The organism is Rothia amarae (genome assembly GCF_014705945.2).
Taxonomy (GTDB): domain Bacteria; phylum Actinomycetota; class Actinomycetes; order Actinomycetales; family Micrococcaceae; genus Rothia; species Rothia amarae.
Window position 1 is genome coordinate 329,255 of the sequence record NZ_CP061538.1, and the last position, 25,556, is coordinate 354,810.

At 53.0% G+C, this 25,556-nt stretch carries 23 protein-coding genes and 1 tRNA gene; 14 read left to right on the forward strand and 10 right to left on the reverse strand.

What is annotated here, in order from left to right; all coding sequences use genetic code 11:
- The first annotated feature begins 151 nt into the window (after positions 1–151).
- The 3 genes from pstC to pstB all read left to right on the forward strand — a co-directional run bounded on the left by pstC (position 152) and on the right by pstB (position 3,075).
- A complete protein-coding gene (gene pstC, locus IDM48_RS01585; protein ID WP_190617771.1) occupies positions 152–1,120 on the forward strand; it encodes a phosphate ABC transporter permease subunit PstC in 969 nt (322 codons plus the stop codon).
- Between the two features lie 2 nt (positions 1,121–1,122).
- Positions 1,123–2,223, forward strand: coding sequence for a phosphate ABC transporter permease PstA (pstA, locus tag IDM48_RS01590; protein ID WP_190617772.1), 1,101 nt, complete (start codon positions 1,123–1,125; stop codon positions 2,221–2,223).
- Between the two features lie 72 nt (positions 2,224–2,295).
- The gene (pstB, locus tag IDM48_RS01595; RefSeq protein ID WP_068172206.1) at positions 2,296–3,075 is read left to right on the forward strand and encodes a phosphate ABC transporter ATP-binding protein PstB; all 780 of its coding nucleotides are present in this window, start codon (positions 2,296–2,298) and stop codon (positions 3,073–3,075) included.
- Between the two features lie 130 nt (positions 3,076–3,205).
- On the opposite strand, the gene IDM48_RS01600 is transcribed toward pstB, so the two are convergent.
- The gene (locus IDM48_RS01600; protein ID WP_233126047.1) at positions 3,206–3,781 is read right to left on the reverse strand and encodes a YceI family protein; all 576 of its coding nucleotides are present in this window, start codon (positions 3,779–3,781) and stop codon (positions 3,206–3,208) included.
- 316 nt (positions 3,782–4,097) lie between these two features.
- On the opposite strand from IDM48_RS01600, the gene IDM48_RS01605 reads away from it, so the two are divergent.
- Positions 4,098–4,340 (forward strand): hypothetical protein, encoded by a 243-nt coding sequence (locus IDM48_RS01605; protein ID WP_190617774.1) that lies wholly within the window; start codon positions 4,098–4,100, stop codon positions 4,338–4,340.
- Positions 4,316–4,804 carry a LuxR C-terminal-related transcriptional regulator gene (locus tag IDM48_RS01610; RefSeq protein WP_190617776.1) on the forward strand — a complete coding sequence of 163 codons (489 nt, stop codon included), beginning with the start codon at positions 4,316–4,318 and terminating at the stop codon, positions 4,802–4,804. The genes IDM48_RS01605 and IDM48_RS01610 overlap by 25 nt, the downstream gene beginning before the upstream one ends.
- Positions 4,805–4,831: 27 nt before the next feature.
- Here the strand turns inward: IDM48_RS01610 and IDM48_RS01615 are convergent, their stop codons facing one another.
- The 3 genes from IDM48_RS01615 to IDM48_RS01625 all read right to left on the reverse strand — a co-directional run bounded on the left by IDM48_RS01615 (position 4,832) and on the right by IDM48_RS01625 (position 7,608).
- Entirely contained in the window at positions 4,832–5,848 is a 1,017-nt protein-coding gene (locus IDM48_RS01615; RefSeq protein WP_083147319.1) for an inorganic phosphate transporter, read from the reverse strand.
- Positions 5,849–5,851: 3 nt separating this feature from the next.
- Positions 5,852–6,472, reverse strand: coding sequence for a phosphate transport regulator (locus IDM48_RS01620; RefSeq protein WP_068172188.1), 621 nt, complete (start codon positions 6,470–6,472; stop codon positions 5,852–5,854).
- Between the two features lie 401 nt (positions 6,473–6,873).
- Entirely contained in the window at positions 6,874–7,608 is a 735-nt protein-coding gene (locus IDM48_RS01625; RefSeq protein WP_068172186.1) for a hypothetical protein, read from the reverse strand.
- 162 nt (positions 7,609–7,770) lie between these two features.
- On the opposite strand from IDM48_RS01625, the gene IDM48_RS01630 reads away from it, so the two are divergent.
- Positions 7,771–7,843, forward strand: a tRNA-Lys gene (locus tag IDM48_RS01630).
- Positions 7,844–7,930: 87 nt separating this feature from the next.
- Here IDM48_RS01630 and IDM48_RS01635 read toward each other — a convergent pair.
- Positions 7,931–8,416 carry a hypothetical protein gene (locus IDM48_RS01635; protein ID WP_068172183.1) on the reverse strand — a complete coding sequence of 162 codons (486 nt, stop codon included), beginning with the start codon at positions 8,414–8,416 and terminating at the stop codon, positions 7,931–7,933.
- 132 nt (positions 8,417–8,548) lie between these two features.
- On the opposite strand from IDM48_RS01635, the gene IDM48_RS01640 reads away from it, so the two are divergent.
- On the forward strand, positions 8,549–9,313 hold the full coding sequence (locus IDM48_RS01640; protein WP_083147318.1) for an MOSC domain-containing protein: 765 nt from the start codon (positions 8,549–8,551) through the stop codon (positions 9,311–9,313).
- A gap of 3 nt (positions 9,314–9,316) precedes the next feature.
- Here the strand turns inward: IDM48_RS01640 and IDM48_RS01645 are convergent, their stop codons facing one another.
- A complete protein-coding gene (locus tag IDM48_RS01645) occupies positions 9,317–10,045 on the reverse strand; it encodes an SDR family NAD(P)-dependent oxidoreductase (protein ID WP_233126046.1) in 729 nt (242 codons plus the stop codon).
- A gap of 202 nt (positions 10,046–10,247) precedes the next feature.
- On the opposite strand from IDM48_RS01645, the gene IDM48_RS01650 reads away from it, so the two are divergent.
- From IDM48_RS01650 to IDM48_RS01670, 5 genes are all read left to right on the forward strand, one after another.
- Positions 10,248–11,024, forward strand: coding sequence for a transposase family protein (locus tag IDM48_RS01650; RefSeq protein ID WP_087038209.1), 777 nt, complete (start codon positions 10,248–10,250; stop codon positions 11,022–11,024).
- Between the two features lie 227 nt (positions 11,025–11,251).
- Complete coding sequence (locus IDM48_RS01655; RefSeq protein WP_068172177.1) at positions 11,252–11,992, forward strand: succinate dehydrogenase cytochrome b subunit; 741 nt, start codon at positions 11,252–11,254, stop codon at positions 11,990–11,992.
- Between the two features lie 21 nt (positions 11,993–12,013).
- Positions 12,014–13,954 carry a fumarate reductase/succinate dehydrogenase flavoprotein subunit gene (locus IDM48_RS01660; RefSeq protein ID WP_145173971.1) on the forward strand — a complete coding sequence of 647 codons (1,941 nt, stop codon included), beginning with the start codon at positions 12,014–12,016 and terminating at the stop codon, positions 13,952–13,954.
- Positions 13,951–14,703, forward strand: coding sequence for a succinate dehydrogenase/fumarate reductase iron-sulfur subunit (locus IDM48_RS01665; protein ID WP_068172174.1), 753 nt, complete (start codon positions 13,951–13,953; stop codon positions 14,701–14,703). The genes IDM48_RS01660 and IDM48_RS01665 overlap by 4 nt, the downstream gene beginning before the upstream one ends.
- Positions 14,704–14,743: 40 nt before the next feature.
- Positions 14,744–15,052, forward strand: a complete 309-nt coding sequence (locus IDM48_RS01670) for a hypothetical protein (protein ID WP_190617778.1) — start codon at positions 14,744–14,746, stop codon at positions 15,050–15,052.
- Here IDM48_RS01670 and IDM48_RS01675 read toward each other — a convergent pair.
- The gene (locus tag IDM48_RS01675) at positions 15,008–16,675 is read right to left on the reverse strand and encodes an ABC-F family ATP-binding cassette domain-containing protein (RefSeq protein ID WP_202939899.1); all 1,668 of its coding nucleotides are present in this window, start codon (positions 16,673–16,675) and stop codon (positions 15,008–15,010) included. The genes IDM48_RS01670 and IDM48_RS01675 overlap by 45 nt on opposite strands.
- A gap of 360 nt (positions 16,676–17,035) precedes the next feature.
- On the opposite strand from IDM48_RS01675, the gene IDM48_RS01680 reads away from it, so the two are divergent.
- Both IDM48_RS01680 and IDM48_RS01685 read left to right on the forward strand, forming a co-directional pair.
- Positions 17,036–18,733, forward strand: coding sequence for a hypothetical protein (locus IDM48_RS01680; RefSeq protein WP_190617779.1), 1,698 nt, complete (start codon positions 17,036–17,038; stop codon positions 18,731–18,733).
- Between the two features lie 80 nt (positions 18,734–18,813).
- Positions 18,814–19,281 (forward strand): GNAT family N-acetyltransferase, encoded by a 468-nt coding sequence (locus IDM48_RS01685; protein WP_238398006.1) that lies wholly within the window; start codon positions 18,814–18,816, stop codon positions 19,279–19,281.
- Positions 19,282–19,372: 91 nt separating this feature from the next.
- Here the strand turns inward: IDM48_RS01685 and IDM48_RS01690 are convergent, their stop codons facing one another.
- The 3 genes from IDM48_RS01690 to IDM48_RS01700 all read right to left on the reverse strand — a co-directional run bounded on the left by IDM48_RS01690 (position 19,373) and on the right by IDM48_RS01700 (position 25,424).
- Positions 19,373–21,532, reverse strand: a complete 2,160-nt coding sequence (locus IDM48_RS01690; RefSeq protein WP_190617783.1) for a glucose PTS transporter subunit IIA — start codon at positions 21,530–21,532, stop codon at positions 19,373–19,375.
- 385 nt (positions 21,533–21,917) lie between these two features.
- Positions 21,918–24,398 carry an HAD-IC family P-type ATPase gene (locus IDM48_RS01695; protein ID WP_190618568.1) on the reverse strand — a complete coding sequence of 827 codons (2,481 nt, stop codon included), beginning with the start codon at positions 24,396–24,398 and terminating at the stop codon, positions 21,918–21,920.
- A 336-nt stretch (positions 24,399–24,734) separates the two neighbouring features.
- Complete coding sequence (locus tag IDM48_RS01700) at positions 24,735–25,424, reverse strand: DedA family protein (protein ID WP_274382298.1); 690 nt, start codon at positions 25,422–25,424, stop codon at positions 24,735–24,737.
- Positions 25,425–25,556 lie beyond the last annotated feature (132 nt).

Below are 25,556 nucleotides of genomic sequence, written 5' to 3' on the forward strand. Positions count from 1 at the left end.
CCGGCTGCACCGTACACGGCGTTGAGGGGACACCGCGGATTACGCCGCGAAGCATACAGAGAGAAACCACATCAACGAATAAACTCCCGGGCTCACTAGCTGAAGTCAGGATTGAGACATTCGTTCTAAGGACAAAAGGCATCAACCAGATATGTCAATTACTTCTGATTCACCGAACGGGCCGAGCACCCGTCGTAATAGCTCTAAAGAACTTCCCGACGTAGGCAACCCGGCAGCAGATAAAATTTTCTCGGGTATCTCCCTGAGCGCAGGCATTCTCATTCTCGTTGTTCTCGCTGCAGTTGCAATCTTCCTTGTAGCGCAGGCGCTACCGGTATTTTCTGCAAATGCCGAAGAACTTACTGCAGGTAGCTTCCTGAAATACATTTGGCCTCTGACCATTGGCACTCTCATTGCATCGGCCATTGCTTTGTTGATTGCTACTCCGGTGGGCATTGGCGTGGCGCTCTACATTTCCCACTATGCACCCCGCCGATTCGCTAAGACCATCGGTTACATTATTGACCTTTTGGCAGCGATTCCTTCGGTTATCTTCGGTGCATGGGGCGCGGCAGTGCTGGCACCCAAGATTGTGCCTTTCTACGACTGGCTCGCTGCTTACTTCGGCTGGCTACCCATTTTTGTCGGCCCTGCTTCGCAAACCGGTAAAACTATCTTGACCGCCGGCATCGTTCTGGGCATCATGATTCTGCCCATCATCACTTCAATGTGCCGTGAAATTTTTATTCAGACTCCCAAACTTCAGGAAGAAGCTGCGTTGGGTCTGGGCGCTACTCGCTGGGAAATGGTGAAGATGACTGTTTTCCCCTTCGCCCGTACCGGTATCGTTTCATCCGTCATGTTGGCTCTTGGTCGTGCTTTGGGCGAGACGATGGCAGTTACCCTGGTGCTTGCATCCGGCCCGCTCAACGCTTCCCTTATCCAATCCGGCAACCAGACTTTCGCTTCGGAAATCGCCTTGAACTTCCCTGAAGCATACGGATTGCGCATGTCCGAGCTTATCGCCGCCGGTCTGGTGCTGTTTGTCATCACCTTGATTGTCAACGTGATTGCTCGTATGATCACCAGCCGCTACAAAGAATTCTCAGGAGCTAACTAAACATGAGCTCAGCAGCAGTAACTTCTTCCCGTTTTACCAGCGGACAGGCTCCCAAATGGTTGACCCCCGCGGTGGGGTTGGCAGCTATTATCTTGGGCGCGGCTCTTTCCGCACTCATCGGATTCTCGGTGGCAACCTGGGCGCTTTTCGCCGGACTCATCTTTGTGATCGCCGGGCCAATTCTCATTGGCATAATTGAAGGGCGCCGAAAGGGCAGCGATGCTTTCGCCCGCTTCCTGGTGTACGGTACCTTCCTCATCGCTCTGATTCCTTTGGTTTCAGTTCTCTGGACTGTTCTCTCCAAGGGAATCCCCGGTCTTTCTGGCAATCTGCTGACTACCTCCATGAACGGTGTTACCGGCGTCGTCGATAACAAGACCGCTGCCGGCGATCAGCCCATACTCGGTGGTATCTACCACGCGATTATCGGCACCTTGGAAATCACTGCGCTAGCCACCATCATTTCGGTTCCCATCGGATTGCTCACCGCTATCTACTTGGTGGAATATGCAACCGGTGGACCGCTCAGTCGGGCTATCACTTTCTTCGTTGACGTGATGACGGGTATCCCTTCAATCGTGGCTGGTTTGTTCGCGGCGTCGTTCTTTGCCTTCGCAACCGGCAGCCCTTCAACTCGTACCGGTTTTGTAGCTGCAGTAGCGCTATCGGTTCTGATGGTTCCTACTGTGGTACGCAACGCTGAAGAAATGCTACGTATTGTGCCGAACGAATTGCGCGAAGCATCCTACGCGCTGGGCGTACGTAAATGGCGCACCATTATGAAGGTAGTTATCCCCACCGCAATCTCAGGTATCGCATCTGGCGTTACTCTGGCAATCGCACGTGTGATTGGTGAAACTGCTCCCATTCTGGTGACTGCTGGATTCGTCAACTCCATCAACTTCAACGCTTTCAGCGGATGGATGGCAACCCTGCCCACCTACATCTACTATCAGATCATGACTCCGACCAGCCCCACCTCGCCTCAGGTTTCTGAAACCCGAGCATGGGCAGCTGCATTGATTCTAATTTTGATTGTGATGCTTCTGAACCTGACTGCACGAGCCATCGCTAAGGCATTCGCACCTAAAACCGGCCGCTAGAATCACCGGTAAAACCCCAATAGATTTCGATAGCTCAGCTATTCCACAAATTCTTGAGTAAAGGATAAAACATTGTCTAAGCGCATTGATGTTGAGGACCTCAACGTATATTACGGCGACTTCCTGGCGGTTGAAGATGTCAACATGACTATTGAGCCCCGCTCCGTCACCGCGTTCATTGGCCCCTCTGGTTGCGGTAAGTCAACTTTCCTCCGCACCCTCAACCGTATGCACGAGGTTATTGCCGGTGCACGCGTTGAAGGCAAGGTCATGCTCGATGGCGATGACCTCTACGCTAAAGGTGTAGACCCCGTTTTGGTGCGTTCACAGGTGGGCATGGTTTTCCAGCGCCCTAACCCATTCCCTACTATGTCCATTCGTGAAAACGTGTTGGCTGGTGTTCGGTTGAACAACCGCAAGATTGCCCGCTCCGATGCTGATGATCTGGTAGAGAGCTCTTTGCGCGGTGCTAACTTGTGGAACGAAGTGAAAGACCGTCTTGATAAGCCGGGTTCTGGTCTCTCCGGCGGTCAGCAGCAGCGTTTGTGCATTGCCCGTTCAATTGCTGTTCGACCCAACGTGATTTTGATGGATGAGCCCTGCTCGGCTCTTGACCCTATCTCAACCCTGGCTGTTGAAGACCTCATCAACGAGCTGAAAGAAGAGTACACGGTGGTTATTGTGACTCACAATATGCAGCAGGCTGCTCGTGTTTCGGATAAGACCGCGTTCTTCAACATTGCAGGTACTGGCAAACCCGGCAAGCTGGTTGAATACGCTCCTACCCAGGAAATCTTCAACAACCCCAAGCAGAAGGCAACCGAAGACTACGTTTCAGGTCGCTTCGGTTAAGCCCAGTCTTTGCGGTTGAATAGGTTATTTATCAGGTTTTGATTTTCTCAACCTAGTACAGCACAGCGGAGCCCTTCCAGGAGGAAGGGCTCCGCTGTGTGTTTGAAAAAGTTAGATGGTCGAATGCAACCTAGGCTGCAGTGTCGGCAGACGAATCCTCGGTTTCTTTCACCAGGGAAAGCTCAAACTCTAGACTAATCTTTTCTGAAACCATGACTCCGCCAGCATCGAGGGCAGCGTTCCACGTAATTCCCCAGTCTTTGCGATCGATGCGACGTCCACCTTCGAGCCCAGCGCGAATGTTGCCGAAAGAATCTTGGTTGATTCCGGTCAAATCTAGAGGAATAGAAACAGGTTTAGTGACACCGTGCATGGATAGCTCACCCATGGCGATGAACTGGTTCTCGTCCACCTCATCAATAGAGGTTGAGACGAATTCAATAGTGGGGTAGTGGGCGACATCAAAGAAGTCATTATTGCGGAGATGCTCATCGCGTTGCGCATTACGGGTATCGATGCTGTCTACGCGGATGGACACGTTCGCGTAAGACTTTTTCCAGTTTTCTGGGTCAATGAAAGCGGTCCCTTGAACATCGTTAAAAGCCCCTCGGACTTTAGTTACCATTGCATGGCGCGCCGAAAAACCGATGCGAGAGTGGTCAGGATCGATGGTCCATTTACCTGCAAACTGAGAATCAAGTGCCAAAATATACCTCATTAAAAGATGAGCAAAACGTGGTTTTTAGAAAATCCAGCAACGCATTTTATGTAAAAAATAAAATGGTATGAAGATAGATTTGTGGTAAATCCAGTATATTTGATTTTGTTTTTTTATTGTTAGGGTCAGTTGTACACTATATCGCCCATAAAATCTGGGGTATGACTAGAGTGGATGTTCGAGGCGGTCGGATCAGGCTCTTGGGCTCTATAGTTTCCTCTATGCAGGGTATAGGTAGATATACCCTCATAAAGTACATTCTGCTCCACTGTAAAAAATGAGGCAGTTGAGAAAAATAATAGATATGAAAAATACATCAACTGCTTTAGGCATAGCACCAAGAAAAAATCTTTGGCGCTCTCTCGCTTCTCCCGCTTATCTTTTCTCAAAAGCGCCCTTTATTGCGCTTTTCAACTTACTTCTTCTGGCAGCTCTCGCCAGCGTCGTTGGGTCGCTCTCTGCCACCCTTATTTTTCTTTTGCTGCTCCCGCTGGCGGGCATGGCATTTGGTTACTTTGAACGATGGCGTCTGAATACGATGGGCTAGAAGCTGCCGCGCTTTTACGCGAACAGTTCCCCGGTTTGCCGATTCTGGTACTGAGCCAGTACATCGCAGCCGCCTATGCTCGGGAACTCTTTAGCGCAGGAGCTAACGGGCTAGGTTATCTTCTCAAAGATAGAGTGGGAAATATTGAAGAATTTGCCCGTGCAGTGAGCACGGTAGCCGCCGGCGGTACCGTGTTGGATCCCGACGTCGTCACGCATCTGATGAATACTGCGGTTACGACGCCACAGGGATCGCTAGCTACTTTGTCCCCGCGGGAGCGAGAAATCTTGGAACTGATGGCGCAGGGGCTCTCTAATAAAGAAATCGAGGATAAACTGGTGGTATCGGCTCCTACAGTTTCAAAACACATCGGTAATATTTTTGACAAGCTGAAACTTCAGCCGGACGAGGGGAATCGCCGCGTGCGCGCCGTTCTGGCTTTCCTTGAACAGGGCACGGTATAGACTGCCTCCGAACATTGCCGAACTACTCTACTGGGTTAGTAGAGGAGAAAGAGCCAGCATAAAAATCGCTGAAATGCAGAAAGCAGCGGGAATAGTTGCAAACCAGGTGAGCAAAAGCTTCATGGCAATTCCTGGGCGGACAGAACTGAATCGTTGGTTTAAACCGGCACCTAGAACCGAACTAGCGGCAAGATGCGATGAAGAAACTGGGGTGTTGAGAATCAGTTGACACAACAACATAAAAGTTGCTGTGGTACCTTGAGCTACAGCACCGCGGAACGGATCTAAGCGAACCATTTTGTAGGCGAAGGTATGACCAATGCGCCAGCCGCCCATCAAGGTTCCTGCTGTTAAAATTGCCGCACTGATGATGCCCGCTAACGCAAGTGGCCAGCCATGGGCAGGTAGAGAACCAGCAACGCAAATCATCAGGAAAATCATGACGGCACGTTGACCAATTTGTATACCGTGGACCAGCGAAATAATTGAGTTGGCAATGGATAACGCGTTTCGGGCAACTTTGTTTACTCGTCGGGGGTAAGATCGCGCAACCAGCATAGATAGCGGTGAAACCAAAAGCCAGGCAGTGCCGAAAATCAGGACCGGTACTAAAACCAGAGATATTCCAAAAATGGAGAGGGTTGACTCTGAAAAGGGTAATCCTAGTGAGTAGCCTACCGAGCGAGCTGCCCACAACGACCCCAATAACCCCCCCAACAGCGCGTGGGTGGACGAAGAAGGCATACGCAACCAAAAAGTAATGAGACCCCAACTAATCTGGGCAATCAGCGCAGTGAGGAGCATCGCCAGCCCCACGTCGTTAGAGGGCAATAGCAACCAGCGATTTGCCAGTTGCGTCAACAGGACAGCGGCAACTATGAAACCTAGAAAATTCAGGACGGCGCTAATCGTCAAAGCGTATTTAGGGGTGAGCGCGCGGGTGCGCACCGCAACCGCTACAGCGTTTGGAGCGTCGTGGAATCCCGAGACTAGAAGAAATCCTGCTAGCCCCAGAAAACACAGAAGTACCAGTGCGAGAGTCACGGGTTAGGATTCCTGCACAATAATTCGACCAATATGGGTTGAGACGGAGCGCATAGCTTGGGATGCTCCGGTAAGTTCTTCAACAAACTGAACTGTTTTGAGATAGCGATCTGTCTTGTATAAATCCAAAATCTCTGCCTTATAGACTTCACCGGTTCGGGTTGCCTGGCGGGAGAGTCGAATCATATCCATCCAGTACTCGTCGGTACCTTTGAGCTCACCCAAACGAGGAATAATGGCAGAAGTGAGCACTGCCTCCCGCTGAATTAAATCCAACAAGGTGGTGGCGTTGGAGGTAAACCTGTCAATTTTAAGAAGGGTAAGCACATGTCCGGCGCTCGTCAAACGTTCGACGGCGCTCATCAAGTGGTTCGCCAAAGTGTATAGATCTTCACGCGGCAGCGGCGGCGCAAAAGAACTACGCACCTGAGTCATTGCGGTAAAAAAAGTATTCTGACTTTGGGATTCATGCTCCAACATGTTGGCAAACACCTCAGGATAGTTCTCTTTCCCATGGGAACCCACCATCTCCGAAAGAAGCGCGGCTGCATCAGCTACCTGGTTCGAGAGCGACGCCAGGGCTTCTAAAGATGCGCTTTCCTGGGGGAACAGCTGCTCGAACACGAGTTCTCCTTGAGGTGTCGATTTATGAACGTCAGGTTATATATGCTCCCTCAAAGATAACTGCTTAGGGTTAACAAACTCGCAATTTTCTCATTTCCACCCATAATTTTTGATTGAATTTTTGGGCGCAAAGGGTAAAACGCGACGGTTGAGCGTAAAACGTTGGTTAAAGAAAGGAGGCTCCCCTCCACTTGAGAAAAAGGGGAGAGGAACCTCATGCTCTTCTTATAAAATTAGCGGTGCCAGACTGGGAGCGCCTCTCGGCGGAAGGCCGCTCGAAGCGGCTAAATATTGGAGCCCGGGGCTACCTATTAACAGCCTGACACCTGCTAACTAGTTTTCTCGTTTTCAGCCAGAGTGTCAATTTCAAGGCGCAGTTTGTGAACGTTCTTACGTTGCTATTAGCTATCGAGGGTTCCTGCCCGCCATTTGGCGGCGGCGGTTTCCAGCTCCACAGCAGTTCCTTTGAGCTTGCGGCTATGCTCCCGGAGTGACGACGCGCGGGTGGATGCCTCAGCCTGCACCTCGGCGCTTGGCGTCGAACGGCGAGAATCGGCGTCATTATTGAGTTCACGCTGAGGTTCAGAAGAGTAAGTTCCGGGCTCGATGAGGTAAGCCGTCGATTCTTCCCCTGCCGCAACTACTCGGCAAAAGGCAGCGAACCGTTCTAAGGCTATATCGAACTCGCCGGTGTATGCGCCGGTGAGGATTTCGTCGGTGGTAGTAATAATTTCCAGTTCGGTGGGAGGGGCAGCGACGCCGGACACTACGCGCGCCGCCCAGTCAGTGTTCATGCCTCGTTCGTAATACACGGAGATTTGCTGAGCATTTTTCTGCACGGTATCTCGGAGGGCATAGATACGCCACAGAGCGCCAGGTAAGGAAATCGCGGGGGAGTGGGACCACATTTCGGCTACGGTGTCGATGCCAAAAACGTCTGTAAATTCTACGAGCCGTTCGGTAACGAGAGGGTCGTCGGCTGCGCGCCCTCTGTGTAAAATCGCGTGCGCCGATCGATAAGCTGCCTCGTGGAGAGCCGCGGGGTCATCGCCACCGATGTAGTGCGTGAACTTATCCGGGGTGAATTTCACGGGCCGGTGCGGCCGGGGAGAGTTGGGGCAGGGCGAATGAGGCATAGCGACTATTTTAGAAGCATGAAGAGTGTTTGAGAAGGGATAAGAATTGCTGAAAAACTGGTCTGGTTATACTAATGTGCCCCATTGCACACGCAGGATTTTTAGGTTTCCGCCTCTGTGCTGTATAGTTGTTTTCGCTGACTTTCTTAGAAAGACAGTGGAGCGCCTTTAGCTCAGTTGGTAGAGCATCGGACTTTTAATCCGTGGGTCGTGGGTTCGAGCCCCACAGGGCGCACAACTAAATATAGAAAAACCCGCTCTGATTTGTGAAGACAAGCCAGAGCGGGTTTTTCTATGAGAAGCCACCGAAGTGGGTTAACCTTTATTTCTTGATTTCATCGGGGAGTTTGCACGAAGCCTCTTCACCATTCGTAGCTTCCGCCTGTGATTGGACGACGCCGTCTACGGAGATCTCACAAGAAACTGTGGCTGAAGAATCTTCACTCTTTGCGCGTAAACCGTAGCTATCCTGGGGACGGATGTCTTCTACCGTCTTATCCCATTCTCCAGCAAAGTCTTCGGCAACAATAGAATCATCGGGACCGTAGTATACGGTTCCGCTCGTGCTGGAGGTGGTTTTTAATTCGACCCGTACGCTCTCATTGTTACTGACGTTACCCACAAGTGCGCACCCGCCCCAGATGAGGAGGCTCAAAAGGAGTAAACCTATAACCCATGGCCAAGCGGGTTTCTTGGAGGGGGTAGTTTGGGCAGGAGGTTCTTCAGGGAGAACACGATTGGGCTCACGCTTAAAAGGTCTGGCATCGTTATGCTTTTCACCGTGATTGGGGTTTTGAGGTGTAGACATGATGTCCTTTCCGGTTCGTAGGGTTGTAATATCAGCTTACTTATAATCTGGTATATTACATACTCATTTAGGGAGAAACCGGTTGTCAGAGAAAGAATCTCGGTTTTTCCGGGGTATAGGTAAGCTGAAACTATGAAAACCCTCACAGTAAGTAGCTTCGGTTATTCTCCGATGAAGGGCACCCAGCATATGCACCGACGTAGCGGCCACTTATTAAATAGTTTCTTGCAGGAGGATCGTCGGTTGTGCCTGGTAGACATCACGAGCAGAAAAGTAATCCGCACTGTTCAGCACCCTGAGCTGATGGCGATTGAAGTCTTTCTCGATATAGAAAAGGCATCTGCGTGCATCGTTTTTCCCGGTAAAAAAGGGCGAGAGGTCAAACTTGTTCCACAAGAAACCGCCATCGGCGATTTCTGGGGCAGGTCTGTAACGCTTGGCATTCTGGATACGCCAGTCAATCAATTATTCTCTGATTTGCTACGTCAAGAGGTGAGCTTAGCTCTCGTAGAACCGGGTGCCATCCTATTCGGCGCACCTTTTTCTCTTATAGGATCAGCAACCATCGAAGAGCTTGCATCGCAACTAAATTATCCGTCGTTGGTTCACGAGGCGGCTCGATTCCGATCTACTTTTCTTATCAAAACAGAACGTCCGTTCGAAGAAGAAAAGTGGGAAGGAGAATCGTTCATTCTTCGCAACGAACGCGGGTTTTTACCGGCTAATCTCCAGAATCAAATAATTACTGTGGGGCAACCCATTGGCCGTTGCGCCGTCGTCGATTCAAACCCGGCAACCGGAACTCGGGATCTCAAACTCCTCAAGCACCTTGCGAAAACTCGCCTCTTAACGAGTGCAGGGGAACCACGCTTGGGCATGTACGCAAAAGCGGGTTAGACCCTATTTGCTAGGACGGCTCGTGCGCGCGAACTCCTCAGCTTTCTCGATATCGCTCATAGTCCTCTTGCGCTGGGCGTCCTTCTGAGTTGCTTCGGAACCGCCAATAACGTGGTCTTTACCCGCAAAGAGCGCATCAACACCGAGTTTAGCCACCAGAGCTGGCTCATTCTTCCAGGAATTATCTCCAAATTTGGTGTTATCCATCTTGGCTGTGTGGTGGAAATCAGTTGCGGTAGCACCGGGGAGGAGCGCAGTAACTGAAACGTTATAGTCCTTCATCTCTTCGCGTAACCCCTGAGCAAAGCTATACATGAACGCACGGGTGGGCCCATAGATTGACTCAAACGGGGTGGGAGTGAGCGCAGACATCGAGGTGGTAATCAAGATGCGCCCATCCCGCTGCTGAGCAAGCTGACGCACCACACGCTTTGCTAGCTTAACCTGCGAGATCACATTGAGATTGAGCATGTACAGCTCTTCATCAAGATCAGTATCGTGGAAAGATCCCCCTAGGCTCTTGCCGGCGTTGAGCACAGCCACGTCAAGGTTGCGCCCCTGCGATTCGAAGGTAGACCAAATTTTCTCGATTCCCTCATCAGCGGTGAGGTCAGCTTGTACCGGGTAAATCTGAACACCGGTTATTTTTTCACTGACTGAACTCACACGTTCAGAAGACCCTACGGCGATGATGTCGTGACCGCGCTCAGCCAACTCCTGGGCAATCTTCAAACCAATACCTGCAGAGGCCCCGGTAACTAGTGCTAGAGGGTTTATCGAGATCTCCTTTAACGAGTAGCTTTTGAATTTCAATGAGGCTTATTCAAAAGTAGGAACACACCCACACCCCACCAACTAGACAACGGCCCCACCAGCGGCAAAAATAAGAGGATTAAATCACTACAAATAACCTCAAGCCATACCGGAAGAACCGTTGCTCCACCAGCGTACAACAGGGCTCACACCTCAGCAATTCACCACGCTACTGACAGCCCTCACCTCTCATATCACCTGGGCAAAACCAGGCGGAAGACCACCAGCACTAACCCTGGCCCAGGGTCTTAAAGTCACCCTTTTCTACCACCGACACAACCTCACCGAAGAACTCCTCGCAGAAATCTTCAACACCTCCCAGCCCACCATCTCACGGACCCTCAACACCGTTGAAAAAGCACTTGAGAAAGCCCTCAGGCCGCTAGAACAGTCTATAGAAAACAGCCTGAAAATCCCTGGTTCACTGGTTATCGACGGCACCCTAATTCCCACCTGGAACTGGCGTTCACTAGGAAAAACAAACTTTTCTGGTAAGCATAAACGAGCCGGTTTCAACCATCAAGTGATTTGCACCCTGGGCGGGAAACTACTGGCCATCACTGACCCGGTCCCTGGCGCTAGGCATGATGCCTATGCCTTCAAGCATCATGGCTTGGAAAGATATCTTGATGAGAGCACTTTGGCTGATAAGGGTTACATCGGGTTGGGGCTGGCCACCCCAGTAAGACGCAGCAAAGCCCGCAGGATGCCTGCAGATGTGAAGGTGGTGAACAGGTTCATTAATTCACGCCGATCGGTGGTGGAGCGGGTTATCGCGCAGGTCAAGACGTGGCGGGTTTTGCATACAGGTTTCCGGCGGCCGCTGAGCGTGTATGGGCGGGTGTTTGCGGTGGTTCGGGGGTTGGTGTTTTATGCGGCTGGGAGGACTTTTGAATAAGCCTCAATGTATCATTTTTTAGTTTTTTAGTTTTTTGTTTTTAAAGCGCTTGCTTTCTGCCCAATAATCCCTGATAAGAACAGGGTTTTCTTCTCAAATACTTTAGGTCAGAGCAGACAAAACGTAATGCTTGAACATATTCTTTGAAACCCTACCCTCCTGCTGAAATAAACCAGTTTTAGGAGAAGACTAGAAGTATCACCCCAGCGGAAAGAAGCAGGCAGAAAATGAGTACCACCTCAGTGAGAGCTGGCACAAGAACCCCACAAAAACAGATCGGTCCGCGCTGGCTCAGCAACGTTCTTGCCAAATACATTATGGCTTTCACCGGCATCGTGTTTGGCGTTTTTGTGCTGGTGCACATGTTCGGAAACCTCAAAGTCTATCTAGGTCCCGAGCACTTCAATGATTACGCGCTATGGTTACGCACCCTCCTGGAACCCCTATTGCCCTATGAGGGATTCCTCTGGCTTTTTCGGCTTTTCCTTCTGGCTTGTTTAGCAGGGCACGTCTACTGTGCGTGGGTCATCAGCGCGCGTGCAAAAGCTCGCCGCGGCAAATTTGCCCGTAAAGGACTGCACGGCTTCAGCTCGTTCACTGCACGAACCATGCCAGTTACCGGCATCGTACTCCTGCTCTTCATCATCTTTCACCTGCTTGACCTCACCGCCGGGATAGGTGTCGCCACTGAAAACTTTCAACACGGGTCAGAGGCGGGCAGCTTTGCTTACCAGAACCTCATCGCCAGTTTTTCCCGCCCCGCAGTAGCAATCTTCTACCTGCTCGCCATGGTCATTCTCTTTCTCCATCTGGCACACGGTCTCTACGCCACGGTCAACGACTTCGGCATCACCCTCGGGCAAAAAGCCCGCTCCACCGTCATGCTCCTCAGCGGACTTTTCGCGCTCGTCGTCATGCTCGGCAACATCACTATTCCCATCGCGGTACTCACCGGACTCGTGAGCTAACGCGAATAGAGAGGAAAACCAATGGCAGACATCAATATTTCATACGGGGAAGACATCAGCGGGCACGTACCTGAAGGTGACCCCGCTACCGCCTGGGAGAGACGCCGCGATGACTACAAACTCGTCTCCCCGCTGAACCGCCGCAAATTCAAGGTCATCGTCGTGGGCACCGGTCTAGCTGGCGCAGGGTGTGCCGCAGCACTGGGCGAACTCGGCTACAACGTCTCCTCATACACCTTCCACGATTCGTCCCGCCGCGCTCACTCGGTGGCAGCGCAGGGCGGCATCAACTCCGCACGCGCTCGCAAGGTAGACAACGACTCGATTCACCGGTTCGTCAAAGACACCGTCAAAGGTGGGGACTTCCGCGGTCGCGAAGCCGACGCTTTCCGTCTCGCTGAAGAATCCGTGCGCGTCATCGACCATATGAACGGGATAGGCGCTCCCTTCGCCCGCGAATACGGTGGCGAGCTCACCACTCGATCCTTCGGCGGCGTCCAGGTCTCACGTACCTACTACACACGCGGGCAAACAGGGCAGCAGCTCCAAGTTTCAGCTCACCGCGCCTTACAACGCCAGGTAGCGGCGGGCACAGTAAACCTGCACACACACGAGGAGATGCTGGACCTCATCGTGAAGGACGGACGCGCGGTCGGCATTGTGACCCGCAACCTCCGCACAGGAAAAATCAGTGCGGAAACCGCTCACGCCGTCGTACTAGCAACCGGCGGGTACGGCAACGTATTTCATAAATCGACCCTGGCAAAGAACTCCAACTGTACGGCTGCCTGGCGAGCGCACCGGCGTGGGGCTTATTTTGCATCGCCTGCTTATATTCAGTTCCATCCCACGGCGTTGCCCATTAGCTCCAAATTCCAGTCGAAGACCACGCTGATGTCTGAATCTTTGCGTAACGACGGGCGTATTTGGGTTCCGCTCACAGCGGGGGATACGCGCGCGGCAAACGATATTCCTGAGAACGAACGCGACTACTATCTTGAGCGGAAATACCCGGCGTTTGCCAACCTGACTCCCCGTGATATTGCCTCTCGTGCTGCTCGTGAGCAGATTGAAGCAGGGCACGGCGTAGGGCCGTTGAAGAATTCGGTGTACCTAGATTTTCGGGATGCCAAAGAGCGCTTAGGCGTGAAGGTTCTAGATGAGCGCTACGGCAATCTGTTTGAAATGTACCGTGACGCTACTGGCGAGGACCCCCACGAAGTTCCGATGCGTATTGCACCCGGTGCCCATTTTGCAATGGGTGGTTTGTGGACTGACTATGACCAGATGAGCAATATCCCTGGCTTGTTTGTGGGTGGCGAAGCTGGCTGGGCGTATCACGGTGCTAATCGTTTAGGCGCGAATTCGTTGCTTTCTGCCTGTGTGGATGGGTGGTTCACTCTGCCTTATTCGGTACCTCACTACCTTGCGGAGCACCTGGGCGAGGCACCGGTGGACGTGGCGGACGACGTCGTCGTGCAGACACTTGCCGATGTGCAGGAGCGCATAGACCGGCTCATGAACATCCGAGGTACTGTGCCCACCGATCATTTTCACGCCCGACTAGGCGAAATCCTGTACGAAGGGTGCGGGGTAAGCCGAAACGACTCCAAGCTACGCCGCGCCATCGAAGAGATTCGTGAATTGCGCGACGAATTTTATCGCGAGCTTTTCGTGCCGGGAACCGGCGAGCAGTTCAATCAGGAACTCGAGCGGGCTGGACGCGTAGAAGATTATCTGGAACTTGCCGAACTCATGTGCGTGGATGCGCTTGATCGTAAAGAATCTGCTGGCGCACATTTCCGCGAAGAATTCCAGACGGACGACGGTGAAGCACAACGAAATGATGAGGAATGGTGTTTTGTGAGCGCCTGGGAAATGGGCCCTGACTATTCCCATATTCGCCATGCCGAGCCCCTGACCTTTGAGGCTATCGAACTACAGACGAGGAATTACAAATGAGACTCACCATTGAGGTATGGCGCCAAGAAAACCCTGATGTTCCCGGGTTCTTCGAAGAGCACGCCATTGAGGGCGCACAGGAAGAAATGTCGCTTCTTGAGCTCATCGACTACCTCAACGATCACCTGGTATCTGAGGGGAGGGAGCCGATTGCCTATGATTCTGACTGCCGTGAAGGCATTTGCGGAACCTGCGGAATCACGGTCAACGATCAGCCTCATGGGCCGGTGCCCAACACGCCGTCGTGTCGTCAACATCTGCGTTCCTTTAAGGACGGGCAGAAACTGCGGTTGGAACCGCTGCGCTCGGCGGCGTTTCCCGTCATCCGCGATTTAGTAGTGGACCGATCGGCCATGGACCGCGTGATTCAGGCGGGCGGTTTTGTGGCGGTGGATGCCGGCACTGCTGCCGACGCCGACTCCATGCAGATTGGGCACGGCCGGGCTGAAAAAGCCCTTGATTTTGCTGCCTGTATTGGGTGCGGAGCGTGCATCGCGGCATGCCCTAATGGTGCTGCGAATCTGTTTGCAGGTTCGGTGCTCAACCACCTCTCCACCTTGCCGCAGGGCAAACCAGAACGCTCTAAGCGAGCTCGTTCGATTATCCAAGAAATCGACGAATCCTTTGGACCCTGTTCGGTCTACGGCGAATGCGCAGTGACCTGCCCCGCTGGCATCCCGCTTTCGGCGATTGCCGCCGTCAACCGCGAGCGAGCCCGTGCAGCCCTTCGTAGAGGAAAGGATGACTAGAAGGGGGCCTCACAGCCGGTGGGTCACTAAATCAGTGGAAGTGCACTCAAATAAGTGCACTTCCACTGATTTAGTGACCCAGACGGGACCAGCCATCTTCTCGGCACGCAAAACGCAGCTCTATACTTCAAGTATGTTTCTCTTCCGCGCCGTCGTAGCGCTCGTCGTTATAGGCATTATGGTCGCAATAGCATTTCTGCTCCAATACCTTAACAGGTCGAAAGAATTCCCCGACGACTGGGGCAACGTCCTTACCTTGCCCCAAGAGACAACGGCGCAGCGGATTGCCTCCTGGGTTGTTGCTCTAGCTGCTGTTGGCGGAATTTATTGGTATCTCACGAGGGGTTAAGTCCACCAGCGTTTGCACCCCGAGTTGCTCACAGAAGTACTCGTCATGGCTCACGAGCAACAGAGCACCTTCATAATTTTTAAGGGCACTCCCCAGCCAATCCACCGATGTCATATCCAAGTTATTCGTGGGCTCATCGAGAATGAGGAGCTGCGGCGCCGGTTGCGCCAATAAAATCTGCGCAAGCGCCACCCTGAAACGCTCCCCGCCGGACAGGGCTTCAGACGGTAAAAGCACCCGGTCGCGGCGAAAGAGCAGACGAGCCAAAGCATCACGAATCTGCTGTTCGTTCATCATAGGGTTGGCGCGCCCGACCATTTCCAGCATGTTCAAACCGGTCTCTAGCTCAATTCGCTGAGGCAAATACCCCACGTTCTCAATGCAGTACTCTGCCCGATAAACCGGCACCGGAGCAGAAGACGCGCGCACGCCAAGGATTTCCTGAATAAGCGTGCTTTTTCCCGAACCGTTTTCCCCGGCAATACGCCAGCGTTCGGGGCCAGCCACAATAATCTGCTCAGGTAAATCGTCGCTTTTCTTCAGCTCAGAAGACTTTTGTAATTCCAAAACTTTCTTTCCCACGGGCAAGGAAGTACCGGGTAAGTCCAAATAGATACTTTCATACTCGCGAACCTTGCTCTCAGCTTCGCGCCTAGCCGCATCCGCAGAATCGAAGCGATTCTGATGCACCTGCCGGGTTTTCGCGTAGCTACGCTGGGCAGACATCTTATCGAGCCCTAAAGCTAGGGGCGCTTTTTTCTTGTTAGCTACCGCTTTCTTACCTGCTTGTTCAGCACGCGCTATTTTGGTTTCTGCTTCGATGCGCTCCCGTTTTTGGCGTCTTTCGTCTGCCTTTGCCTCGCGCACATGGCGTTCGGCGGCGTCCTGCTCGGTATCAAGAGCAGCCCGATACACCTCGAAATTTCCCGCGAAGAAGCGCAAGTTCCCCTCATAGAGTTCAGCAATCTGGTCAACATGCATCAGAAGATCACGGTCGTGGCTCACCACAATTGCCGGGCACGATAGTTCTTCTAGCAAGTGAATGAGCCGTGCTTTGGCGGTTGAATCCAGATTGTTCGTGGGTTCATCGAGGAGCACAACATCAGGGGCGGACTGTAACAGCGCGACGACGGCGGCAGTTACCGCCTCGCCACCAGAAAACTCGGTCAGGGGTCGAGTTAGTAAAGTCTGGGATTGTTCCTGCTTTGCTGGTTCAAACCCTGCCGAGGCCAGGGTACTCAGCGTTTTTTCGGCGATGTCCCATTGCTCGCCAATGATGTCATAAAGTTCAGGGTCGTACTCGCCGGCTTCTATCGCATCGAGGGCAGAGAGAACCTCTGCAATGCCGAACAGCTCTGCAATCGTAGAGTGCTGCGAAAGACCAAGATCTTGCGGCAAGTAGGCGACGGCATCAGGCACGCTGATTTCTCCTGAGCTAGGTTCGATGAGCCCTGCGAGTACTTTCAATAAAGAAGACTTGCCCGAACCGTTATCGCCGATTAGCCCTGTTATTCCCGGTGGGAAAGTACCGGAAAGATGATTAAAACAGGGGGTACCGTCTGCCCACAATAGGGATAAATCAGTAAAAGAAAGAGAGGGCACGGAGGTATTAAAAATATGCATGGATAAGCGTCTTTCGCTAGAGATTAAGCTGAAGACGGGTGCTTCAGCGGTTATCGAATAAACGCTGCAGAATCCAATGCAGAACCTTCCGTAGGCAATAGAACGATTCATAGTTTAGCACCGTGCTAGCTCAACCTAAAGAAATATCGAAAATCAATCCCTAAAGAATTCAGAAAATGTAGACACTTAAGGGGGTAAATTGCCTAAAAAGTGTGTCTGACTAGGAGAAACAGTGGTGAACTACTAATAATCGATAGTACAAAGCTCAAATTATATTGCTTTCTTACTTCGTTTCCCCTCAGTATCTTCAATCGCAACCACAGTAAAAACTTTTATACGTCTTATCAGGAGACCCCTTTCGTGAAGAACACCCTCAAAATCGGTTCAGCATTTATTTCAGCGACTATGTTGTTTGGAATAGCGCCCACAATGGCTCATGCTGCCCCCACCTCATCGCAGGGCGCAATCTCAACATTTGCTACCTCCCACGCCAAACAATTAGGTACCCCCACCAGCGCAGAAGAATGCTTTTCTAATGGAACATGCGCCCAGGAATTTAAAACAGGTATCGTCACCTGGCGTCCTTCCACCGGTGCCAAAGCCCTCACTAACTCCGCTGAGATGCAGAGTTTCAAACAGGCTGGTGGTCCTGCGCAGTTAGGCGCCCTGGAGAGCTCCTCTTGGAAGAGCTCTTACTGTGGTCAAATCGTCACCACTACCTCCGGTAAGACTCGATGGCTAGTCGTAGTTGACCAGGCCACCCAGCCTGGATCTAAAATCGATCTGCAGAGCCCTGAAGCTAAGACATGGATGGCACAACGTGCCAAAACTCGTGCCTGCTTCACCGCAAACACCGCTCCCGTTGTGAAAGGCTCAGAAAATATCAATTGGACCGCCGCACAGTTCATTCCAGCGCAGCGAGCTCTCCTTTCCATCACCGATACCACAGCTTACGTAACTGCCGCAGATGCCAACGGCGCGCGGGTTCCCGGCTCCGCCGTCGTCGAAGTTCCCTGGCTCAAGACAAACACCGCCGCGCTCAACGACTGGACAGGTAAAAGCACCTGGTCAGAGGGGTCCGCTATCCAGGCCCTGGGTCTGCCAACCAGCAACCCCGTGTGGAATGGCACTACTGCTCAGCAGAATTTCGAGCACGGAACCCTGACTTTCTCGCGCGACAACACCACGGTGAAGACCCAGCTCAACACCGAGGGTTTGAAGACTCTGGAAGAAAGCCTGAATTTTACGCCTAAAATCTCCGGGGAATACAAGACGGTCAATGACCGTTTGACTATCAAACAGGGCGGTACTTCTGTTTTCGTTTACGATGCGCAGACCGGGCACGCTACCGTAATGGATCAGCGGGTGTATAACGAGTATTTGAAGAACCCTGACCGCTTTGGCGCTCCGGCAGGTTGGCGTTGGGCAGGTGCCGACGGCCACGGTAGCAGCCAGTACCTCACCACCATGTTTACCGACGCCGCGGGACGTATAACTACTGTATGGGGTGCCGATACTGCTTCTGTAGTAGTGGACCCAGCAGAGGGCGATATCTTCACCATCAATAACGAACCGGCAACTGTTGATCCGGCCGCTATCAATTGGGATTACACCGATTACAGCTTGATACAGAACGCTCGAATCTACCTCCACGAAGGCGATAACGTTGCATACACCATCGCCGCCGGTAGCGATTACCATGCAGTTGCCGGGTCGCCCGTCTTTTCATCGCGCTGGCTCGGTTATAACCTTGCCCAAATGAAATCTGATGCCTGGGATTCATACTCTGATACCAACCAGTACAAAGAATGGAGCCAGGGAGAGTTAGGTTTGCACAGCAAGGTTTCGGCAATCGGTTTGCCGGTAGCTGCGGCAAAGACCGTTGTTGAAAACGGCGTAACGTACGAGGTCCAGGAGTACTCTGGCGGCACCGTCAAGTGGGCTATTCCTGGTGCTGCCGCAGCAGCAAACGCCGGGGACGCTCAGATTACCCTCAACGCTGTTGGTCAGGAACGTGTGGCAGCGGCAGATGCACAGCGCAAAGCAATCTACGGCTAAACCCCACTATGTGATATCACCGGGCAGCGTATGTGCTACCCGGTGATACGCTTTTTTCCATGAAAAACCCACAGTTTCACGTGAAAACATTTGATGAGCTGACCTTGCGGGAGCTACACAGCATCTACGTGATGCGTGCGCTCGTCTTTACCGTGGGGCAACAAATTACCGAGCAAGAACCGGACGACGCCGACCTCGACTGCATGCACCTTTTCGTCAAAGCTAACGATGGATGCGTCATCGCCTACCTGCGCATGTTTGATTTGGAGACCGTCACCGACGATTCTCACGAAATCACTCCTGGCGCGTGGACGATTGGACGAGTTGCCGTCCTGCCCGAAACTCGCGGAACCGGGCTGGGCAAAGCGATTTTTGCCGAAGGTATCCGCTGGATTAGCGAAAATACCGATGCCCAGCGCATCGAAATTTCGGCCCAGCAGTACCTCGCGGGCACTCTCTATGCAGCTGCGGGGTTTGCCCAGGTGGGTGACGTGTACCTTGAAGCGGGTATCGATCACGTGCATATGGTTCTAGAGATAGAACGCTAGATTTAAAACAATTGACCGCCGTAGCGTGTTTTGACCAGATATACCTGGTCAAAACACGCTACGGCGGTCAGTCGCTTAGGAAGCCCGCGATTTAAGCAGTAATCTGAATCAGATCATCGCCGGGAGCAACTTCACCGGTCTTCGCCGAAACCTCGGAGAACTTCACGGTGTTGGTCACCAAAACGGGGGTGACGAGGGGGAATCCGGCGTCCTCAATGACCTTGCGATCAAAGCTGAGGAGTGCCTGACCAGCTTCAACCTGCTGACCCTTAGTTACCTTGACATCAAATCCCTGACCGTTGAGGCTTACGGTGTCGATACCCACGTGAATCAGGAGCTCTGCACCGTTATCCAGGCGTAGACCAACCGCGTGTCCGGAGGGGAAAGTCGCAATAACCTTGCCCGCAGCGGGTGCATACACGGTGTTACCCGAAGGCTCGATTGCCGCACCCTTGCCGAGCTTTTCGCCAGCGAAGATGGGGTCAGGAACTTCCGCGAGAGGAATCGCGCGTCCTGCAAGAGGAGCAGGAACATCCAGACCAGAGTTGTTTGAGCCAGCCCAAGGCAGATCTGCGGATGCTGCAGAATCTGAGGACGATGCCGCAGTAGTAGTATCGGATGCCTGGTCTGCCGAGCGGTGCGCACCAGCAGATGCGGTAGCCGCGCCCGCTACACCTGCACCGGCAAGACCGGCAGCTACAGAAGAAGTTTTATTCTCTTCCACGCGATCGGCTACGGTTTCACCCTCGGTAGCATCATCTTCCAGCGCCTTCTTGGAGGTCTTGGAGTCGTAACCGAAGATCAAAACACCTACGAGAGCACCGAAGTAAGCAACAGCCAAACCAATCATGTAGAGAGGCGCAGGCTGCATTGCAGGGATCGAAAGTAGAGAGGTGAACGCGAAAGCGTAGGACTTGACACCCAGCATAGAAATCAGTGCGCCACCGATGACAGCGGGAACAAGAATGAGCGGGAAGACACGCTTGTAACGCAGAACCACACCGTAGAGCGAAGGCTCAGAAATACCACCGAGCAGACCGGAAACAGCGGCACCGGTTGCGGTCTGACGAAGCAGCTTATTGTGGCGAGCACGGATCGCAACACCGGTAACTACGCCGAAGACAGCGAAGTTGTAAGCGCCCATGGGGGACTGAATGAAGTCGAAACCATTGGTCTGCAGGTTGTTGATCATGACAGCGTTCAAAGGCCAGTGCAGACCCAAGGGAACCATGAAGAGATACAGACCAGCGATGAGCGCGCCTACCAACCAGGGAGCAATTTCGTTGATGTTGCCAATGAAGTCAGAGATCAAAAGTGCGAACTTGATGCCGAAAGGTCCGATGAGGAACGCGGTGAGCGGAACCAAAATCAGGACGGATAGCATAGGCACGAAAACCATGTGGAGCATGGTTGGAATGACCTTCTTGAGGAAGCGTTCCAGCGGTGCCAGCAGCGCCGCTGCGAACAACGGCGGGAAGATCTGACCGGTGTAGTTCATAACGTACAGCGGGATGGTGAGGCCGAGGAAGGGGACCTGAACGACGCCGTCAGTAGCGACGTCGGCGAAACCCTGGAAGGTGCCGGTCATCAACGCTGCGGGGATTGCTGCACCAACCCACATGTTGGCGCCCAAACGCTTAGCTGCGGTTGCACCAATCATGATGGGCATGAACTGCAGAACCGACAGTGACGCTGCCAGAAGAATGAACCAGAAGGGGAACTTCAAACGCCATTCGTTGAGCATAGAAGCTGCGGCATCTGGGTCTGAAAGGCGTGGGCCATTCACGATGTCGATGTTCACTACCTGACCGGTGAGGTCGGTGTAGGTTCCGAAGAAGCCTAGCTGCTGCAAGAACACGATGAGGGTCAGAATCATCGAGGTACCCAGCAGCGCCCACAGGATGGGGCGGAAAGCGTCGGAGAGGACGTCGAAGACGCGGGTCAAAAGGCCCGCTTTCTTTTCGTCGTTGTCGTCGGCGTCAACGGTGCCTTCGCCTACGTTTTTCATGCCGGGAAGTTTGAGCATTTCGTTGTAAACGCCCTCAACCTTATCGCCCAGCACAACCTGGGTTTGGCCAGATTGTTCAAGGATGGAAAGAACGCCGGGAGTGCTCTCAATTTTGTCTTTATCGATAGCGCCGTGAGACTTGGGGGTAACGCGCAAGCGGGTGGCGCAGTGGGTGAAGTGCGAGATGTTCTCAGGGCCGCCGAGGCCTTCGAGAATCTGCTCACCCATCTGGGAGTTGTTCATGCTGATCCATTTCTGAATACGGGGATTGCCGGTGCATAGCTGCCTGAGAATACAAAAAAGACCCGAGCTGTATCGATGATTCTCCGTTTAGATACACTGCGCGTATGGGAGCCGCAAGTACACCACCAAAGTGGTCAACGGGAACTCGCGAGTGTTATGCATGAGGGGCTTTCGCTCCGCTGCTTCACGAGTTGATACAACTCAGGTCTTGCCTGCAAAATCAGTAACAATCCTGATATGTGTACGTTTTTCAACGCATTTGAAATTTACTCTACACCCGGGGTAATCGCTGGCGCAACAGCAGATATTTACCCCGCTGGAAGTGAGAAGGACCGCTTGTCGATGCTGTGTCGGCTAGCGGTATGTTCTGCCTTATGAGAATTTCCTAGGATGCCTGAGCATTTTTAAGGGCCCGCACGGTCTCTGGGTGTTTGCGGCGCAGCCAGCGCTGGTGCAACTGCAGATTAATTTCGATGAGTACGATACCCAGCAAACCTAAGCCCCATGCCCAAAGGCGTAATGAGCCGGAGGGAATCTCAAATTGGTGGTAAGCCGCCAAAATCGGTAGGTGAATAGCCACGACCATACCCGCATACATCAGCACAATCAGAGCGAGCCGGTAGGGTTTGAGCGGGCGAATGACCGTGGTGATGTTGTAAACGCCCATCAGCACTAGCGTTATAAAGGTGGCGGTCTGAACCTGCTGCAAGCTCACCGCGCTACCGAGTGAGCGTCCTACAAAATTCACTCCAACCAGCATGGCCGTGATAATGAACGCGGTGGGAATCGCATAGTGTAAAGAACGGGATAGGAACCCCGAAACATACTTGCGAGTATTGGGGAAGAGCGTAATAAAGAATGCTGGGCCGCCCACCATAAGTAGGTCGGCGGTGGAGTACTGGCGTGGCAAGAATGGGAACTCCCAGCACAGAATACCCAGTACGACGCCGAGAAGAATCGCAAACCCCGTCTTGGACAAGAAGAGGTTCGTGACTCGCTCGATATTGGCAATAATTTTGCGACCCTCGCCAAGAACACTGGGCAGACGGTCAAAGCGCCCGTCCAACAGAACCATGCGCGAGACTGCCTTAGTAGCGGGGGCCGCGTTTCCCATGGCGATACCGAGGTCAGCGTGTTTGAGCGCCAGTGCATCGTTGATGCCGTCGCCCGTCATCGCAACCGTCTTACCGTTGCGTTGCAGAGCCAACACCATGTTCTTTTTCTGCTGGGGATTCACGCGACCAAAAACGGCGTGGTCCATGACGGCGCCTTCGAGCTCAGTACCATCGTCGGGCAACTGCGAAGTATCAACCACGCCGGCAGAAATATCCATACCGGCCTGTTGAGCAGCGGCGGCGACCGTGTACGGGTTATCGCCAGAAAGCACCTTCAAATCGATACCTTGGGAGCGGAAATATTCGAGAGTGGCAGGGGCTTCTTTGCGTACCTGTTCGCGGAAGGTTACAAAGCAAACCGGTTCTGTGCCTGCGGGAATCTCTGCCGCCGGCTGCCCCTTGGCATCACGCATGAGCTTGGTTGCATGGGAAAGCACCATGGTACGTAATCCCCCTGCGGCAAGGTCTTTTGCTCGCTCGCGTTCGGGGGAATCTGCAGATAGCAAAGCCTCCGGTGCCCCCAATATCCACGCACCAGATTCTTCAAACTCGACGGCGGAGAACCGTTTGGCTGAATTGAACGCTACCTGACCGGTCGGTTCTGCCGCAGGAGGCTCAGAGAAACCTTCTGACAGCGCCGCTGCCGTGGGGTTAGCGTTTTCATCCGCGCCAAACCAGGCAAGAGCTGCCTGCGCCGAGGAATCTAGGGGCGCAGCGTCGTCATTTTCGGTGGTTGCGGAAAGAGAAAGAGTCTTGTTGAACCGGACGCCGCCTTCAGTAAGGGTTCCGGTTTTGTCGAAGCAGACGACGTCCACTCGGGCTAGTACCTCGACCGCAGGTTGCTCCTGAATCAGAACATCATCTTGCGCAAGCTTTACCGCCGCCGTAGCAAACGAAATAGTGGTCATCAGCGCAAGACCCTGAGGAATCATCGAGGCAATAGAAGAAACCGCCACAATCAGAGCGTCCTGCCACGCCCCACTTTCTAACGCATGAGACCAACCCCCAGCGGCAATCATCTGGCCATTGAGCACAATCGCGATAATCGGAATAATCGCCCACGTAATCCACTTGACCACACGATCCATACCGGCGCGTAGTTCAGAGTTGATAGCGGTAAATTTTTTAGCTTCTCGGGCGAGCTTAGCGGCGTGGGATTTCTCGCCCACCGCATAGACGCGCACGCGCCCGGTTCCACCGACGACCGCCGAAGCAGACAGTACCTTGTCGCCGGGACGTTTCGCCACCGGATCGTTTTCGCCGGTCAGCATAGATTCATCAAGATCCAAACCGTCGGAGGTTAGCACCTCGGCATCGGCGGGCACCTGATCGCCGCGGGAAAGCACCACGACGTCGTCCTGTACCAACTCCTCCATACCAACTTTTTGGCGGGTTCCGTCGCGCAAAACCACTACAGGGTCGCGGCGCAACAGCGCAATCTGATCAAGTTTGCGTTTAGCAGAGAATTCTTGCACAAACCCGACGACGACGTTTGCGATAGCTGCCAACAAAAATAGGGTATCGAGCCAGCGACCCAACATGACCACCGCGAGACCGCACAACCCTAAAATCAGATTGAACAGGGTGAAGAGATGGGAACGAATGATGGTGAAAGTGCTACGAGAAGACGAATGATCCTGCGTATTAGTGAGCCCGGCGTCGCGACGTTGCTGAACCTCCGCGCTAGTGAGGCCCTCGGGGGAGAGACGGGAAGTAGAAGTGTCAGCGGTTGAATTGCCGAGGGTGTTCACGAGGGCGGCTCCGACTATCTCATCTGTGCGGTTCGTTAGGGTTGCCACCGGGAAGAAGCGCAGGTGGCAATAGCGCGGGGTTAATAGAGCCCGCACGCTCTAGCCTAATAGGGGTTACTTACTAAAACCTCCTACCGGAGGAGGAAAACTGGGATTCGTTTGCTTTTAAGAGGACTTACTTGGGGGGCGGTCAACCAAAGAGGTGTCTCAAGGTCAATTTTATAAGCCCTAGGGTGCATGAAATTCGCTTTTGAGGTACAACTTCATAAGCAACAAAGCCCGCCGTCTCGTCCTAGGACAAGTCGGCGGGTTCTGTAAAAAATGAAGTGGCGAGGGTTAGAGTTCTTCCTCGAGAACCTCAACCGTTGTCTTGCCCTTGCGGCGCTCAACCATGAACTCAATTACTATCGGCAGCAGCGAGACGACAACGATGATGATGGCAATAACATCGATGTGGTCGCGGATGAACGAAATACCACCGAGCAGAACGCCGGCAACGGTCAGCAGAACCACCCACAGCACCGAGCCGATTACGTTCCATTTGAGGAAGTCGCGGTAGCGGTAGTTAGCAACACCGGCAGCCAGCGGCACGAAGGTGCGAACAACGGGCACAAAACGTGCCAGAACCAGTGCCTTACCGCCGTACTTAGCAAAGAAATTCTCCGACGCCGCAAGGTTCTTCGTGTTCAGAATGCGCGCGCCAGGCTTGAAAAGGCGGCGTCCAAACTTGTGCCCTAGGAAGTAGCCAATCTGACCGCCAGTAATAGCTGCTACCAGCAAAACACCCAAAGTCAGCCAAATATTGAGGCCAAGCTGCGTGTGGAGCAAACCGAGGGTGAACAACAGCGAATCGCCAGGAAGAAAAGGGAAGAGAACACCCGATTCAACAAACACGATGAGCGCAACAACAGCCAAAGCCCAAGGGCCAGAATTTTCAAGGATTTGTTCAATATCGATACCCAGGAGGGCAACGGGGGCGTGGGCAACGTCAAGGGACGACGATGCCGCAGCAAGCAAAGTGGACACAGGCAACTCTTTCAGAATAAGGGTCTATCTGAGGTGAAATCTTACTCTGCTCCCTGTGCGAGGAGGTGTGCCCGGGCTGTGGGTCTGCTGTGGTTTCTACTACGAGCTGCAAAAATCGCCTGTGGATAACTC